The sequence below is a fragment of the Domibacillus antri genome (assembly GCF_001936625.1).
Lineage (GTDB): Bacteria > Bacillota > Bacilli > Bacillales > Domibacillaceae > Domibacillus > Domibacillus antri.
In genome coordinates this window covers 47586-61772 of the sequence record NZ_MSDU01000017.1, presented here as the reverse complement: position 1 = coordinate 61772, position 14187 = coordinate 47586, and the positions used below count along the sequence as shown (strand labels likewise).

Genomic DNA, 14187 nt, shown 5'->3' with positions numbered 1-14187 from the left:
TTTGGAGCGTTTTCAGAAAAACTGAAAATTTATTAAAGAAATTTGCAAAAAAACATTGGTTTTTATATGGAACAGTAGTAATATGGTACTTGAAAAAGGCAGTATCCAGATGACTGGATGGCTTTTATCAAAAAGGAAGGCCTTTTTCTTTCTCACAGCGCTTTACAGTGTTAAACTGGATGTGAAAGCGTTTTATGTTTTATCTGTACATATTTTTTACGACGAACGTATAAAAACAACGAACAGGAAATTCAAATGGGCGAAACAGTTGGAGGTTTTTCACAATGAACATGCAGAATGGCCAAGGCAGTCCGTGGAAAGATTTTTCCGGACCGAATCTTGGATATGTGATGGAAGTGTACGAACACTATCTTATTGATCCAGACTCAGTGGATCAGGAATTGAGAGAGTTGTTTGACAAATGGGGAGCACCTGCTTCTCCTGCGGGAAGTGCAGCGCCTGCCGCAGCAGGCGATCTTGACAAGCTTTACAGAGCCGTAAAGCTTGCGGACAGCATTCGTCTTTACGGGCATTTGGCAGCGGATATTAATCCGCTTGATAACAGCCATAAAGATTCACGCCGAATCGATCTTGAGACGTATGAATTAACAGAAGCGGATTTGCGCGCGATTCCGGTTGAATACATTTGTAAAGGCGCACCCGCTCATGTGCAGGACGGCTATGAAGCGATCATGCATTTGAAAAAAGTATACACGGATAAAGTGGCCTTTGAATTTGCACAAGTACATGATCTTGAAGAAAAGCAATGGCTTCGTCAGCAAATTGAATCAACGGATTATTACCCGACATTCTCAGACGATGACAAGAAAAAGCTGTTGAAACGATTAACAGAAGTGGAAGGTTTTGAGAAATTCATCCATAAAACATTTGTCGGGCAAAAACGCTTCTCGATTGAAGGACTGGATGCAATGGTTCCTCTTCTTGATGAGCTCGTTCATCACTCTGCTGTAAAAGGTGCTCAAACGATCAATATCGGGATGGCCCACCGTGGACGATTAAACGTACTGGCCCACATTCTCGGCAAGCCGTACGAAATGATTTTCGCTGAATTCGCACATGCACCAAATAAAAAAATGCTGCCGCTCGGCTCGATGAAAATGAATTATTACGGCTGGACAGGTGATGTCAAATATCACCTTGGCGCTGACCGAAGCTATAAAGAAGAAGATACACAAACAGCGCGCATTACGCTGGCGAACAATCCGAGCCATCTGGAAGTAGTCAGTCCCATTGTAGCCGGATATACACGGGCAGCCCAGGAAGACAGGACGAAAAAAGGCAAACCTGAACTCGATGTGGCAAAAGCGATGTCGATCATCATTCATGGTGACGCCGCATTCCCGGGACAAGGTATTGTCGGTGAAACATTTAACATGAGCCAGATTGCCGGTTATAAAACAGGCGGCTCCATTCACATTATTGCCAATAACATGATCGGGTTTACAACTGAAAGCTATGACTCCCGTTCCACGCGCTATGCATCAGATGTGGCGAAAGGATTTGAAGTGCCGATTGTACACGTTAACGCAGACGATCCGGAAGCATGTGTAGCGGCGGCTTTTATCGCTGTTAACTACCGTGCCCGATTTGGCAAAGATTTCGTTATCGATTTAATCGGGTACCGCCGTTTTGGTCATAACGAAATGGACGAACCGATGACAACAAATCCGAAGATGTACAATATTATCAACAAGCATAAAACCGTTCGTCAATTGTATGCGGATAAACTTGTTGACCGCGGTGTCATTGATGCTGACCATGCGGACAAAGTATACAGTGAAAACGAGCAGAAATTAAAAGAGATATTTGAAACGGTTCCGAAAAAGGATGACAATCCGGATATCGTTATGAATCCGCCGAAAGTGGTCGAACAGGATCTTCCTTGCAACAAAACAGGTGTTAGTGAAGAGGATTTAAAAAATATTAACAGCGAGCTTTTGAAATGGCCTGAAGGGTTCCAGCCGTTCAAAAAGCTTGAGCGTATTTTAAAGCGCCGTGAGCAGCTGTTTGAAGAAAATGGCCAAATTGATTGGGGGCATGCTGAAACGCTGGCTTTTGCCTCGATTTTAAAAGAAGGTACACCGATCAGACTAACCGGTCAGGATTCGCAGCGTGGTACATTTGCCCATAGAAACCTTGTTTTGCACGATGAAAATAATGGGGAAGAATACACACCGCTTCATAACTTGAGCGATACAAATGCGTCATTCGATGTTATCAACTCACCGCTTACAGAAACAGCTGTTGTTGGTTTTGAATACGGCTACAACGTATTTTCACCGGAAACACTTGTACTTTGGGAAGCACAGTTTGGTGACTTTGCGAATATGGCCCAGGTCATGTTTGACCAGTTCGTTTCATCCGGACGGGCAAAATGGGGACAAAAATCAGGACTTGTTTTGCTTCTTCCGCACGGTTATGAAGGACAGGGACCAGAACATTCAAGTGCCCGAATGGAGCGTTTCTTGCAATCGGCAGCAGAAAATAACTGGACAGTGGCAAACTTATCCTCCACTGCGCAGTATTTCCACATTTTGCGCCGTCAGGCTTCGATTTTGCAAAAAGAAGAAGTACGGCCGCTCGTCATTATGACGCCGAAAAGCTTGCTTCGCCATCCGCTTGCTGGATCAAGAGCATCGGAATTCTCGGATGGTACATTTAATATTATTGTCGAAGAACCAAGAACAGGAAGCAAGCCAAAACAAGTGGAACGTCTTGTTCTTTGCAGCGGGAAAGTATCGATTGATCTTGCTGAGCAAATTGATAAAACAGAAGAGAATCTGGATTGGCTCCACGTTTTAAGGGTAGAAGAACTATATCCATTCCCGAAAGAAGAGATTGCCGCGATTTTGGAACGCTTCCCGAATGTGAAAGAAATTATTTGGCTTCAGGAAGAACCGCAGAACATGGGCGCATGGACATATATGGATCCAAGACTGCGTGATGTGGCGCCAGAAGGTGCATCTGTCCGTTATGTCGGACGCCGCCGCCGTTCAAGCCCATCTGAAGGGGATGCGATTGTCCATAAGAAAGAACAGGCACGTATTTTGCGTGCTGCCATGACAAAAGAACAGTAATAAAAGAAGCTGTGGACGGTTTGATCCGTCTGCAGCGAGTACATAATGATGAACGATCATGTTTGATAACAAGGAGGATTTTTACAGTGGCTGAAATTAGAGTTCCTGAACTGGCAGAATCGATTACAGAAGGTACCATTGCACAATGGTTAAAACAACCGGGTGATTACGTTGAAAAAGGCGAGTACATCGTTGAACTCGAAACAGATAAAGTAAACGTGGAAGTTATTTCTGAAGAAGCAGGAACAGTTAAAGAACTGCAGGCAGCTGAAGGCGATACAGTGGAAGTGGGTCAGGTGATTGCCATTGTAGAAGCAGGCGCGGGCGGTTCCGCACCAGCGGCAGCTCCGGCAGAAGAGACACAGGCTGAGCCGGCATCAAAAGCAGAGGAAAAACAAGTACAGCCAGAGCCGGTAAAAGAAGACCCGAACAACCGGACCATTGCTTCTCCGGCTGCCCGCAAGCTGGCTCGTGAAAAAGGGATTGATTTAACAGCCGTGAAAACGGCGGATCCACTCGGACGTGTACGTGTACAGGATGTTGAAACACATCAGGATACACCAAAACAGCCGGCTGCAGCACCACAAAAAGCACCAGCGGCAGCAGCTCCGGCAAAAAAACAGGATGATGGCAAGCCGGTTGAACGTGAGCGCATGAGCCGCCGCCGTCAAACGATTGCAAAACGGCTTGTTGAAGTACAGCAGACTGCTGCCATGCTGACAACGTTTAATGAGATTGACATGACGAATATTATGGACCTTCGCAAACGCAAAAAAGACAAGTTCTTTGATGATCACGATGTGCGTCTTGGATTCATGTCATTCTTTACAAAAGCGGTTGTCGCAGGATTAAAAAAATATCCATATGTAAATGCTGAAATCGATGGCGATGAAGTGGTCTTGAAAAAGTTTTATGACATCGGTGTTGCCGTATCGACAGAAGAAGGTCTTGTTGTACCGGTTGTTCGTGATTGCGACCGTAAAAATTTCGCCGAGATTGAAGGCTCCATTATGGATATGGCGCTAAAAGCACGCGATAATAAACTGGCACTTGCTGACTTGCAGGGTGGTTCGTTTACAATCACAAATGGCGGTGTATTCGGTTCCCTTCTTTCAACGCCAATTTTAAACGGTTCACAAGTTGGTATTCTCGGTATGCATACGATTCAAAAACGTCCTGTAGCTGTAGGCGATTCAATCGAAATCCGCCCAATGATGTATGTGGCTCTTTCGTATGACCACCGTATCATCGATGGAAAAGAAGCAGTCGGATTCTTGAAAATGGTAAAAGAATTAATTGAAAATCCTGAAGATCTTCTTCTTGAAGGATAATAACAAAAATCCCGCGGCATGCCGCGGGGTTTCTTTTCATTATTTTTCATTTTTTGGAGATAATCCACGTTTCTTCACTTCTAATTTTAATGTTTCGATCCATGTTTTGTCGTCACCGTTATTCAACGCGTCCCGATATGCAGCCACCAGCATCTCATTGCTCATAATCTTCAAGTTTATGACCTCCTATAGAGTGGTGTAAAAATAAAGAAAAAATATCTTTATTTTCTGATTATTATACTAGCTGTATATAAAAATGCAAATAATATGGGTAAATGGAATAAGAAAGTTACGATATACCTATTTTTTTGTGTTTTTTTTAAAAAAAATATCATAAAATCATGAAAAAGTAGGTCTATTTGTTGTATATTTATAAAAGCAGTAATCGGATATGTTCACACAGCGCCTATAAGGCTCTGTATGAACAAAAAGTCCGGCACGGATTTAAAGGCGGGTTTTATCTATCGCTTTGCAGCTTTCAATCGATTTTTAAAACAGCCAATTACATTTTATAAGGAGTTTTCAACATGATTCATACAAAATGGCAGAAAAAAGAAACGCTGAAGAAAGTGAAATGCATTCATACCAATGCGGAAAAGTATATGGTTAAAAATGTATTAACGGAAGGCACTGTATATGATGTGAAAAATGAAACAGAGGAATTTTATTTCGTCGTCGATAATAAAGGCCATATTTCCGGTTTTTATAAAGATTATTTTCAAGAAATGAACTAAGTGAACGTTTGATGTGTAGGGGGAGAAGAGATTGTTTGATGAACGAATGGCGTTAAAAATTAGACTGGATCAGCTGGCAGATGCGGAAATTCGGGTGATGCAGGAATTTAAAAAAGAACGGGAAGGGATTTTTGCCCGATTGCAGGAGCTCGATAGTGATACAGCGGACCCTTCCATTCCCTCCGTTACAAAGATCAGCCTGCCCCCAAAAGCACGCCGGGGCCGCCGCAGTGAAAGCTTAATGGAATTGCGTGAAACAGCAGTAGTTGTATTAAAAGAGCAAAACACACCCATTCGCGGGATCGAACTGCAGCGTTTTGTAGAAGAGCGGACCGGTAAAAAAATTGCGAATATGACGACATTTATGAACGGACTTGAACGCGAAAATGAACGAGTCCGCAAATTGGGACGCGGATTGTACATGTATGAATATGATATGTAATGAAAGTTACAGCCCTTTCTTATTTAGAAGAAAGGGCTGTATTTCACTTCAAGCAATGTTCCCGTGCAGACATTGATAATTCATGTATGTCGACATAAAAAAAGGCCAGGCTAACCTGGCTAAAATGACAAAAACATTGGAAGGGGTTGAAAACCGAACATCTATAGGCTGTCCATTTCGAAAAAAATATATACACCCTTTTTTAAATTCCACTCATGGATTATGAATGCCTGTGTTTACCACCCCATCCGCTCTCTTAAGCGGGTAACATGCGCGATATGGTGATTGCTGTGCCAGGCATATAAGGCGATCATTTTGTCTAATGGAATAATGCCGTTTTCAGGATGTAGCACGGTTTTTCTTAAGTCGTCTTCCTGCAGTGATTCAAGAAGAATAACCAACCGTTGATGTAAAGATGACAATAATGTAAGGGATACCTTGACAGGGAGCCTGCTGTCAGGAAGTTTTGCCCACTCCTCTTCAAAAAGGCCTTATCGTCGGTTGTTCTTCTGTTATACCAAGCTTAAAACGGGTAAGTGCATTGAGATGAGAGTCTGCTAAATGATGAACGACCTGGCGAACCGTCCAGCCATCCGGGCGATATGGAGTATCCAATTGTTCAGCTGATAATCCGTTTACAGCTTCTTCTAATTTAACCGGTGCCTGTGCAATCTCATCAATCCAATGTTGAATATCTTCTCGATTAATCTTTCCGTTCACATGAAAATGACCGATTGGATAACATAAATCCATTTTGTTCACCTCCAGTTTTGAAAATATAATACGTGTATTATATCAAAGATCATTCATTCCACGTTACAACACAAATCAAATCTATTTATATACGCTGTCTTCATAAGTTTATGATAAATGAAAGCTAATGCGGGTTTATCCAGCCGGCTTTTTTGCTTTTCAATCGCGTTCCGGTGTATGATGATACTTGTGCAAAAAAACTTGAAAGGACGAGGATTGTGAATATTTCTTCATCACTTCCAAAGAAAATAGAAGAGATTATACGAGAACGGAAACAGATATTTCAGAGGGAACTGTCAAATGACGACCAACACTTTGTGGCACAAAATGAAAACCTTTTGACAGACACGGTGATTACACTGGCGCTTGGCAAAAATATTTTATTAAAGGGTCCGACCGGTTCAGGGAAAACGAAGCTGTCAGAGTCCCTTGCAGCTTATTTTGGCCAGCCGGTTCACAGCATTAACTGCTCCGTCGACCTTGATGCGGAAGCAATGCTCGGGTTTAAGACGATTGTGGAGATCGATGGAAAAAGCCGTATTGATTTTGTTGAAGGACCGGTTATCCAGGCGATGAAAAAAGGACATCTTTTATATATTGATGAAATTAATATGGCAAAACCGGAAACGCTCCCCATTTTAAATGGCGTTCTTGACTACCGCCGTCAGATTACGAATCCGTTTACGGGCGAAGTTGTCAAAGCGAAGCCAACATTCAGCGTGATTGCCGCGGTGAACGAAGGGTATGCGGGAACAGCTCCTCTCAATGAAGCGCTGAAAAACCGATTTGTGACTTTTGAAATTCCCTATATTTCGGGTGATGTTTTATTGAGTGTGCTGAAACAGGAATCCATTTTGCAGGATGAGCGGCTGCTGCAGCAATTTGTATCGCTTTCTGCCGATTTAATGACACTTGTCGAAAGCGGCCGGCTGCCGGAAGAAGCCTCTTCTATTCGTACTCTTGTCGACGCGTGTGATCTGGCTTTATACATTCCCGCCATGCGTGCTGTAGAGAGTGCCATCGCCGGCAAGCTCGATGATGACCGTGAAAAAGCAGCTGTTATGAATGCAGCGGAAACGTGGTTCGCGTAACGTGGAGCGTTTTATTCAATTTAATGATGAAACGGTTAACTCCGCTTTCTGGATGGAGCTGTCGGATTTGGCTGCGGCGCTTTCCGGCGATGCGAATATGAAAGTCGAATACGGCCCGCTTGCGTATTTGCAGGCTGAGCCGTCTGTTTTGTATGTGAGCCATTTCTGGCATCATCGCCCTGAGCGAGAAGAAAAAGAAGGCATGAAGTCGGATGTCTACTTACGTGCCCTCGGGACAAAATTATTTACAGAACCGAAAGAGGTTCAAACATTTTCCGGCAAGACAAAAAGTTCGTTTGCCCGCCAGCTGCTTGCACTGGCAGAAGATGTCCGTATCGAGCCGCTCTGTATTTGTACAAGACCTGGGGTGAGACGGGCTTTTGAAACGCGAAAGCAAGTATTGCGGCGCTATCACGGCGTACAGCTGAAGATAAATACCGCCAAAGGCTTTTACGCAGATGCCCTCTATAATGCTCTTTATATACTTTGGCAGGCGGATACACCGTTTGAATGGCCGTTAATCAGCCCGTTACTTGATGGGGCAATCCCCTATATCGACCGAACGGCGCTGTCTCTTTTTGATGCCCGTTCAACTGGCGATGCCGCCCGCCTTGTCATGGATATAACGGAAGTGCTAGAAGATATTGGCGTACGGGATATGGTCAATGAATATAGTCATCTTCCTGAATTTCAGAAAGAGGAATCGTGTGCAGCCATTGATCCCGGAAGACGGCAGGACCCCCTCGAAAACGATGATGAGAAAGACGAAAAGGACAATGAACAGTTTGATGAACAGTTCTCCACATGGCACCGTGAATCAGAAGAAACACGCGGCACGTTTATGCAGTTTGACTTGGAGCGTGGTGCAAAAACACCAATGATGGGTAATACAGCACGTGAAGGAGATGAAGGTGATGCAGCGCTGGCGTCTGTTCAGGGCCGTTCTAAAAAAGCGACACGTGAACAGTACAATCGTCTGATGGCTGAAAGACGGGAATCCAAAGAGCATTCAGATGAGAACCGGTATGGGCAAGAAAATAAAGGAGCGGTCGCTCTTTATGATTCTCCACGTACCCCTGCGAACGAAGAATTAGAACAATACCGGGTCTTTAAAAATGAAACGGCGCCGGTTGTACGCAAGTTAAAACGGACGATTGAAAAATCGATTGAAAAGAAAAAAACGAGTCCGCGCAATGATTTATTAACAGGCCGTCTTGGCCGAAAGCTGATCCGTTTTTATACAGATGAAAATCCGCGGCTCTTTTACAAGAAGCAGGAGCCCTCGCGTGATATTGATGCAGCGTTTTTCTTATTAATTGATTGCTCTGCATCGATGTATGACAAAATGGAGGATGTGAAAAAAAGTACGGTCTTATTTCATGAAACATTAAAAACGCTCCGAGTTCCGCATGAAATAACCGGCTTCTGGGAAGATACAGCGTCGTTGCCGGCGGAACGGAAACCGAATCATTTTTTAACGGCTGTTTCATTTGACCGCTCATACCAGACAGAATCGGGTCCGTTCATTATGCAGCTTCGCCCAGAAGAAGATAACCGGGACGGTTTTGCCTTGAGAATTGCGATTGAAAAATTGGCGCGCCGCAGTGAGCAGAAAAAATTTATCCTTGTCTTCTCAGATGGGGAGCCATCTGCTGCCGATTACGAAAAAAATGGTGTGCTGGATACACATGAGGCCGTCCTGCTTGCCAGGAAAAAAGGCATGACGGTATTTAATTTATTTATCGGTGATGAAGCGCTGGATGAGGCCCGGCAGCAGACGATGAAAACAATCTACGGGACAGGTTCAATCATGGCTCCGGACGTGTCGGAGCTTCCGGCCGTTTTAACTCCCATCTTGAAAAGATTATTGTTTGAAAGCATTTAAATTAAGATACTAGCATCTGCCGCTTCATTAAAGCTATATAAATCAAACAGCGGCTTTGGAATTCCCCTTCCAGAGCCGCTGTTTCTTATTGTTTTAAGCGAAGGAGACGTTGTTTTAAATCGTCTTCCATCACGATTAATTCTTCTTCCGCCGCTTTTCGTTTAGCCCGTCCGTCCTGCTGGATGCGGATCGTTTCTTCGAGTGTTGTAATTAAGTTTTCCTGGGTTTTCTTCAGCGTTTCGATATCAACAAGACCTCGTTCATTCTCTTTCGCCGTTTCAATCGAATTGACTTTCAGCATTTCCGAATTTTTCAACAAAAGTTCATTTGTCGTTTTGGACACTTGTTTTTGTGCTTCAACCGCTTTTTGCTGGCGGACAAGTGTTAACGCAATGGCAATCTGGTTTTTCCAGAGCGGCACGGCGGTTAAAATAGAGGACTGAATTTTTTCTGCGAGCGCCTGATTTGTATTTTGAACTAAACGGATTTGAGGTGCGCTTTGAATGGTAATTTGCCGGCTTAATTTCAAGTCATGCAGCCGTTTTTCTAAACGGTCGGCAAACTGAACCATATCGTTCACGTCTTGAAAATCCATTTGATCGCCCGTCCGCTCTGCTTTTTGGCGAAGTTCCGGAATCGTTTTTGTTTCAAGTTCTTCAAGCTTCAGCTCGCCGGCTGCGATGTAAATATTAAGCGCTTGAAAGTATTCTTTATTTTTATCATATAACTGCTCCAGCATGCGTATATCTTCAATGAGACCGCGTTTAGAATGTTCCAGTTTCACGCTGATCCGGTCAATTTGTGAGCCTACTTTCTGATAGCGGGTCATCACTTCCTGAACGGAATCGGACACTTTACCGAACATGCGGGCAAAAACATTTTTCTTTTCGTCACGCAGTTCATCCGGATCGACGTTTTTTAAATTTTTCATTAAATCATTTAATATATCGCCGATCGGACCGATATCTTTTCGTTGTACGTGACCGAGTATATGATGAGAGAAATCAGACAGTTTCGTTTGAGCAGCTGTTCCGAATGAAAAGACCGCCTGCTGATTACCTGCGTCAATTTGCGAGGCCAGCTGTTCTGCTTTTTGCCGGTGTTCAGCGGGGAGAACATCAATCAGCATTTTGGATTGAACAGATGGTGATGCTGCCGCTTCTGGTGCAGACGGCATATCACCGAACGGATCAGCGAGCAGATCTTCTAATAAATCATCTTTTTTTACGTCCGGAGCGGGTGCCGGTTGTCGTTGAAATTCGTTGTTCATCTTCTGGTTCTCCTTCCGTAGCTTGTTCGAATGTTAAAGTCTTCTTTTTTACTCTTTTTTGAGCGACATCGAGCTCAATCGTTAAATGTTCAATATCGCGTGCGAGCACTTGGCGAAGGTCGCCTTCAAGTGTTTTCGATAAATCACCAAGCGTTTCTTTCGTTTCGATGAGCGCCTGCTTCATATCGTTTCCTTTTACTTTTTTGCTCGATAACAGAGCTGATTTTTCAGCCAGTTCGACGACTGAATCCAGATGTGAATAAAAGAACGGTTCAATTTCATAAAATCGCTTTGGTTCTTTTTTGACGACGGAATAAATACGCTTGACGAGGCTGTTTAACTCAATCATCTGTCGGAGCGAGCTAAGACTGCGCACTTTTAAAAATAAATGCTGCAGGCGGGAAAGCTTCAGCTTCGCCTCCTTCAATTGATCCAGTATATAGTAATATTCTTTCCGGTTTAAACCATATTTTTTTCGGATACGCATATTGCCGAGGTTCGTATACAGCATAAAGACTGCCCCAAATGACGCCGCGAATGCAGCGTACGTGAGAAACCCGTCAAACAGGCTGCCGACAAGCAGTGCGGCAGCAAAAGCCACAAGCAAGCGCCGGAACCAGTAGAAAGAGTACCGCATATTACATCCACTCCACATTTTCATTATTTTCATTTGCTGCAAATTGAGCGTTGCTATTTTCTTTCATACGGTTCAAATGCAGGAATAGTTTCACTTTTTCCCGAAAAAAGTTCTTTTAATCACTGTACAAAAGAACGTTCATTTGCACAATAAAAAAATGCCCTGGATCAGCAGGGCATCTGTTCTTTATGATTTTGATCCTTCCTCAACAGGCGGATGTGTTTGAAAATATTTGCGTCCGAGCCATGATTGGAAAATTAAAATCAATCCGCTGACGGCCCAGTAAAGAGGGAGTGCAGCCGGAGTGTTTAAAGAGAAAATTAAGATCATTGCAGGTGATAATAAACCGATAATTTTCATTTGCTGCTGCTGTTCAGCAGGCATTGTCTGCATGGAAATTTTAAATTGAATGTAATACATTACTCCTGCAATCAGCGCCATCGCTATATCAGGCTGACCGAGCTGGTACCATAAAAATTCATGCGTTTTAATGTCCTCTGAAATAGTAATAGCATAATAAAGACCCATCCAAACGGGCATTTGAAGAAGCATAGGCAGGCAGCCCATCGACATCGGGTTGATATCATGCTCTTTGTACAGTCCCATCATTTCCATTTGAATTTTTCGCTGTTCTTCTGGATTTTTGGCCGCCTTTAACCGTTCTTGAATTTCGGTCATTTTCGGCTTAACGATTTCCATTTTTTGACGCATCACGGCCTGCTTTTTCATTGAATTCAACATAAGCGGCATTAAAACAAGCCGGACAGCGATCGTAATGACAATAATAGCTAAACCGTAACTGCCGAGCATGACGCCAAGTGAATGAATAAGCTGGACGAATGGATTGACTAAATAGTCGTGAAAGAAATGACCTTCCGTCTGCGCACTTTGACACCCCGACAAAAGGGCTGCTAAAAGCAAAGTGAACGCGAGTAATAATGGTTTTTTCAAAATGATTTTCCTCCTGCGCCTGAAAAAAGGCAAGTTGCTATAGACAAAAAAAGTATACTCCTTTTTTTCTATGAAAACAATGAACCAGCGAGAGGATATTAGTAAACTTAATATAAAAATAAGTTGACATTATAGAAACTTTTCCTTTATTCTGACAATAGAAGAAAAGGAGAGATGCATAATGAATCAGTGGAGCAATCTGGCGGAAAATGTGTTAAACGGACATGAATTAACCAATGAGGAAGCGCTTTCGATTTTGAACAGTTCAGATGAAGAGCTGCTTCAGCTGCTCGACGGCGCATACAAAATCCGCCGCCATTTTTATGGCAATAAAGTGAAATTAAATATGATCATTAACACGAAATCAGGTCTTTGTCCGGAAGACTGCGGTTATTGTTCACAGTCTGTACGTTCTGATGCACCGATTGAAAAATACAGAATGATGGATAAAGATCAGATCGTCGCGGGCGCGGAACGGGCGTATTCACTTGGAGCAGGAACATATTGTATCGTGGCAAGCGGACGCGGCCCGTCAAAAAAAGAGCTTGAGACGGTGGCCGGAGCGGTCGAAGAAATAAAAGAAAAATATCCAATGCGCATTTGTGCGTGTTTAGGGATTTTAAAACCGGAACAGGCAGAAACACTGAAAGAAGCAGGTGTCGACCGGTATAATCATAATATTAATACATCAAAAAATCACCATTCAGACATTACGACAACACATACATATGATGACCGCACCGAAACGGTTGGGCATGTGAAGGAGAGCGGTATGTCACCTTGTTCCGGTGTGATTATCGGAATGGGTGAAACAAAAGAAGATGTTATTGACATGGCCAAAAGTTTGCGGGTCCTAGATGCTGATTCGATTCCGGTGAACTTTTTACATGCGATCCCGGGCACACCATTAGAAAATGCAGATCCCTTAACACCTTCTTATTGCCTAAAAGTATTAGCTTTGTTCCGTTTCACCAATCCGTCAAAAGAAATTCGTATTTCAGGAGGACGTGAAGTGAATTTACGCTCGCTGCAGCCGCTCGGCTTATATGCAGCCAATTCCATTTTCCTCGGCAATTACTTAACGACGGAAGGACAAGCGGCGACAGCCGATCATAAAATGATTGAAGAAATGGGTTTTGTTGTGGAAACAGCACACGAACAGGAACCTGTAAACGCGTAACAAAAGTGATCCCGCCAAGGGGTCGCTTTTGTTTTTGATTATGGTAAAATCATGATGAGAAAGGAAGGATGACCATGACAAATGAACACATTGAATTGCATCGCTATACCCATACAATAAATGAAAAGCAAGTTGAAGCGTTGAAAAACGTAATTGGTATAAACGATGCAGGCAATCTCGTTCCGCCAACGTATGCTACGGTAATTGACTTTCACGGCGGGATGTCATTTGAAAAATTAACGGACCTGCTGGCGTTCGATCCGTCATGCGTGCTGCACGGGTCACAGCAATACAAATACATATCACCCATTTTTACGGGTGACACAATTGAAGCCGCCGTTTTTTTGACAGGGAAAACGACAAAACGAGGCAGGACATTCGTGAAACTGGAAACAAAATACAATAGGGGCGGGGAATGCGTCATGATTTCACGTTCAACCCTCATTGAACAGAAAGGAGACCGCTATGTTTGAGCCTATTTCCGTTTTGATCACCCGTGAGCAAATAAAACAATATGCAGCAGCGTCCGGGGATTTCAACCCGATTCATACCGATCCGGAAGCCGCAAAAAAAGCGGGGCTGAAAGACTGTATCGTTCATGGTATGCTTGTCATGGCAATGGGCAGCTCTGCGCTCAGAGAGTGGGGAATTCAGTCTTTAAAGGAATATGATGTCCGTTTTCAAGCGATGACGTACCCGGATGAATTGCTTTTTGTAAAAGGAGAGTGGACGGACAGAAAAGCTGGAAAAGGGAATATCATGGTTGAAAATGAAGCCGGCGAAATCAAAATGAAAGGGACATTTACAGCGTGAAG

At 43.5% G+C, this 14187-nt stretch carries 13 protein-coding genes and 1 pseudogene; 9 read left to right on the top strand and 5 right to left on the bottom strand.

The genetic code is table 11. The annotated features are described in order from the left end of the window. Nucleotides 1–284 precede the first annotated feature (284 nt). On the top strand, nucleotides 285–3098 hold the full coding sequence (locus BTO30_RS09280; protein WP_075398444.1) for a 2-oxoglutarate dehydrogenase E1 component: 2814 nt from the start codon (nucleotides 285–287) through the stop codon (nucleotides 3096–3098). Between the two features lie 86 nt (nucleotides 3099–3184). Beyond that, nucleotides 3185–4429, top strand: a complete 1245-nt coding sequence (gene odhB / locus BTO30_RS09275; RefSeq protein WP_075398443.1) for a 2-oxoglutarate dehydrogenase complex dihydrolipoyllysine-residue succinyltransferase — start codon at nucleotides 3185–3187, stop codon at nucleotides 4427–4429. Nucleotides 4430–4468: 39 nt separating this feature from the next. Here odhB and BTO30_RS09270 read toward each other — a convergent pair whose 3' ends face one another. Continuing rightward, the gene (locus BTO30_RS09270) at nucleotides 4469–4594 is read right to left on the bottom strand and encodes a sporulation histidine kinase inhibitor Sda (RefSeq protein ID WP_342743396.1); all 126 of its coding nucleotides are present in this window, start codon (nucleotides 4592–4594) and stop codon (nucleotides 4469–4471) included. Between the two features lie 362 nt (nucleotides 4595–4956). Between BTO30_RS09270 and BTO30_RS09265 the strand changes: the two genes are divergently transcribed. Then, nucleotides 4957–5163, top strand: a complete 207-nt coding sequence (locus BTO30_RS09265; protein ID WP_075398441.1) for a DUF6501 family protein — start codon at nucleotides 4957–4959, stop codon at nucleotides 5161–5163. Nucleotides 5164–5194: 31 nt separating this feature from the next. Then, nucleotides 5195–5605, top strand: coding sequence for a Rok-like winged helix domain-containing protein (locus BTO30_RS09260; protein ID WP_075398440.1), 411 nt, complete (start codon nucleotides 5195–5197; stop codon nucleotides 5603–5605). A gap of 236 nt (nucleotides 5606–5841) precedes the next feature. Here BTO30_RS09260 and BTO30_RS09255 read toward each other — a convergent pair. Further along, nucleotides 5842–6358, bottom strand: a pseudogene (locus BTO30_RS09255) (YfiT family bacillithiol transferase). 218 nt (nucleotides 6359–6576) lie between these two features. On the opposite strand from BTO30_RS09255, the gene BTO30_RS09250 reads away from it, so the two are divergent. Together BTO30_RS09250 and BTO30_RS09245 are read left to right on the top strand one after the other, a co-directional pair. Further along, nucleotides 6577–7449, top strand: a complete 873-nt coding sequence (locus BTO30_RS09250; protein ID WP_075398513.1) for an ATP-binding protein — start codon at nucleotides 6577–6579, stop codon at nucleotides 7447–7449. Next, nucleotides 7424–9334, top strand: coding sequence for a nitric oxide reductase activation protein NorD (locus BTO30_RS09245; protein WP_245796405.1), 1911 nt, complete (start codon nucleotides 7424–7426; stop codon nucleotides 9332–9334). Before BTO30_RS09250 ends, BTO30_RS09245 begins: the two co-directional genes overlap by 26 nt. 85 nt (nucleotides 9335–9419) lie before the next feature. Here the strand turns inward: BTO30_RS09245 and BTO30_RS09240 are convergent, their stop codons facing one another. From BTO30_RS09240 to yidC, 3 genes are all read right to left on the bottom strand, one after another. Then, nucleotides 9420–10604: a toxic anion resistance protein gene (locus BTO30_RS09240; protein WP_075398439.1), complete on the bottom strand. Its 1185-nt coding sequence runs from the start codon at nucleotides 10602–10604 to the stop codon at nucleotides 9420–9422. Then, a complete protein-coding gene (locus BTO30_RS09235; protein WP_075398438.1) occupies nucleotides 10549–11241 on the bottom strand; it encodes a 5-bromo-4-chloroindolyl phosphate hydrolysis family protein in 693 nt (230 codons plus the stop codon). The genes BTO30_RS09240 and BTO30_RS09235 overlap by 56 nt, the downstream gene beginning before the upstream one ends. A gap of 186 nt (nucleotides 11242–11427) precedes the next feature. After that, a complete protein-coding gene (gene yidC / locus BTO30_RS09230) occupies nucleotides 11428–12192 on the bottom strand; it encodes a membrane protein insertase YidC (RefSeq protein ID WP_075398437.1) in 765 nt (254 codons plus the stop codon). Between the two features lie 181 nt (nucleotides 12193–12373). On the opposite strand from yidC, the gene bioB reads away from it, so the two are divergent. From bioB to BTO30_RS09215, 3 genes are all read left to right on the top strand, one after another. Next, the gene (gene bioB, locus BTO30_RS09225; protein ID WP_075398436.1) at nucleotides 12374–13372 is read left to right on the top strand and encodes a biotin synthase BioB; all 999 of its coding nucleotides are present in this window, start codon (nucleotides 12374–12376) and stop codon (nucleotides 13370–13372) included. A 74-nt stretch (nucleotides 13373–13446) separates the two neighbouring features. Continuing rightward, the gene (locus tag BTO30_RS09220; protein WP_075398435.1) at nucleotides 13447–13845 is read left to right on the top strand and encodes an FAS1-like dehydratase domain-containing protein; all 399 of its coding nucleotides are present in this window, start codon (nucleotides 13447–13449) and stop codon (nucleotides 13843–13845) included. After that, on the top strand, nucleotides 13838–14185 hold the full coding sequence (locus BTO30_RS09215; RefSeq protein ID WP_075398434.1) for a MaoC family dehydratase: 348 nt from the start codon (nucleotides 13838–13840) through the stop codon (nucleotides 14183–14185). The genes BTO30_RS09220 and BTO30_RS09215 overlap by 8 nt, the downstream gene beginning before the upstream one ends. Nucleotides 14186–14187 lie beyond the last annotated feature (2 nt).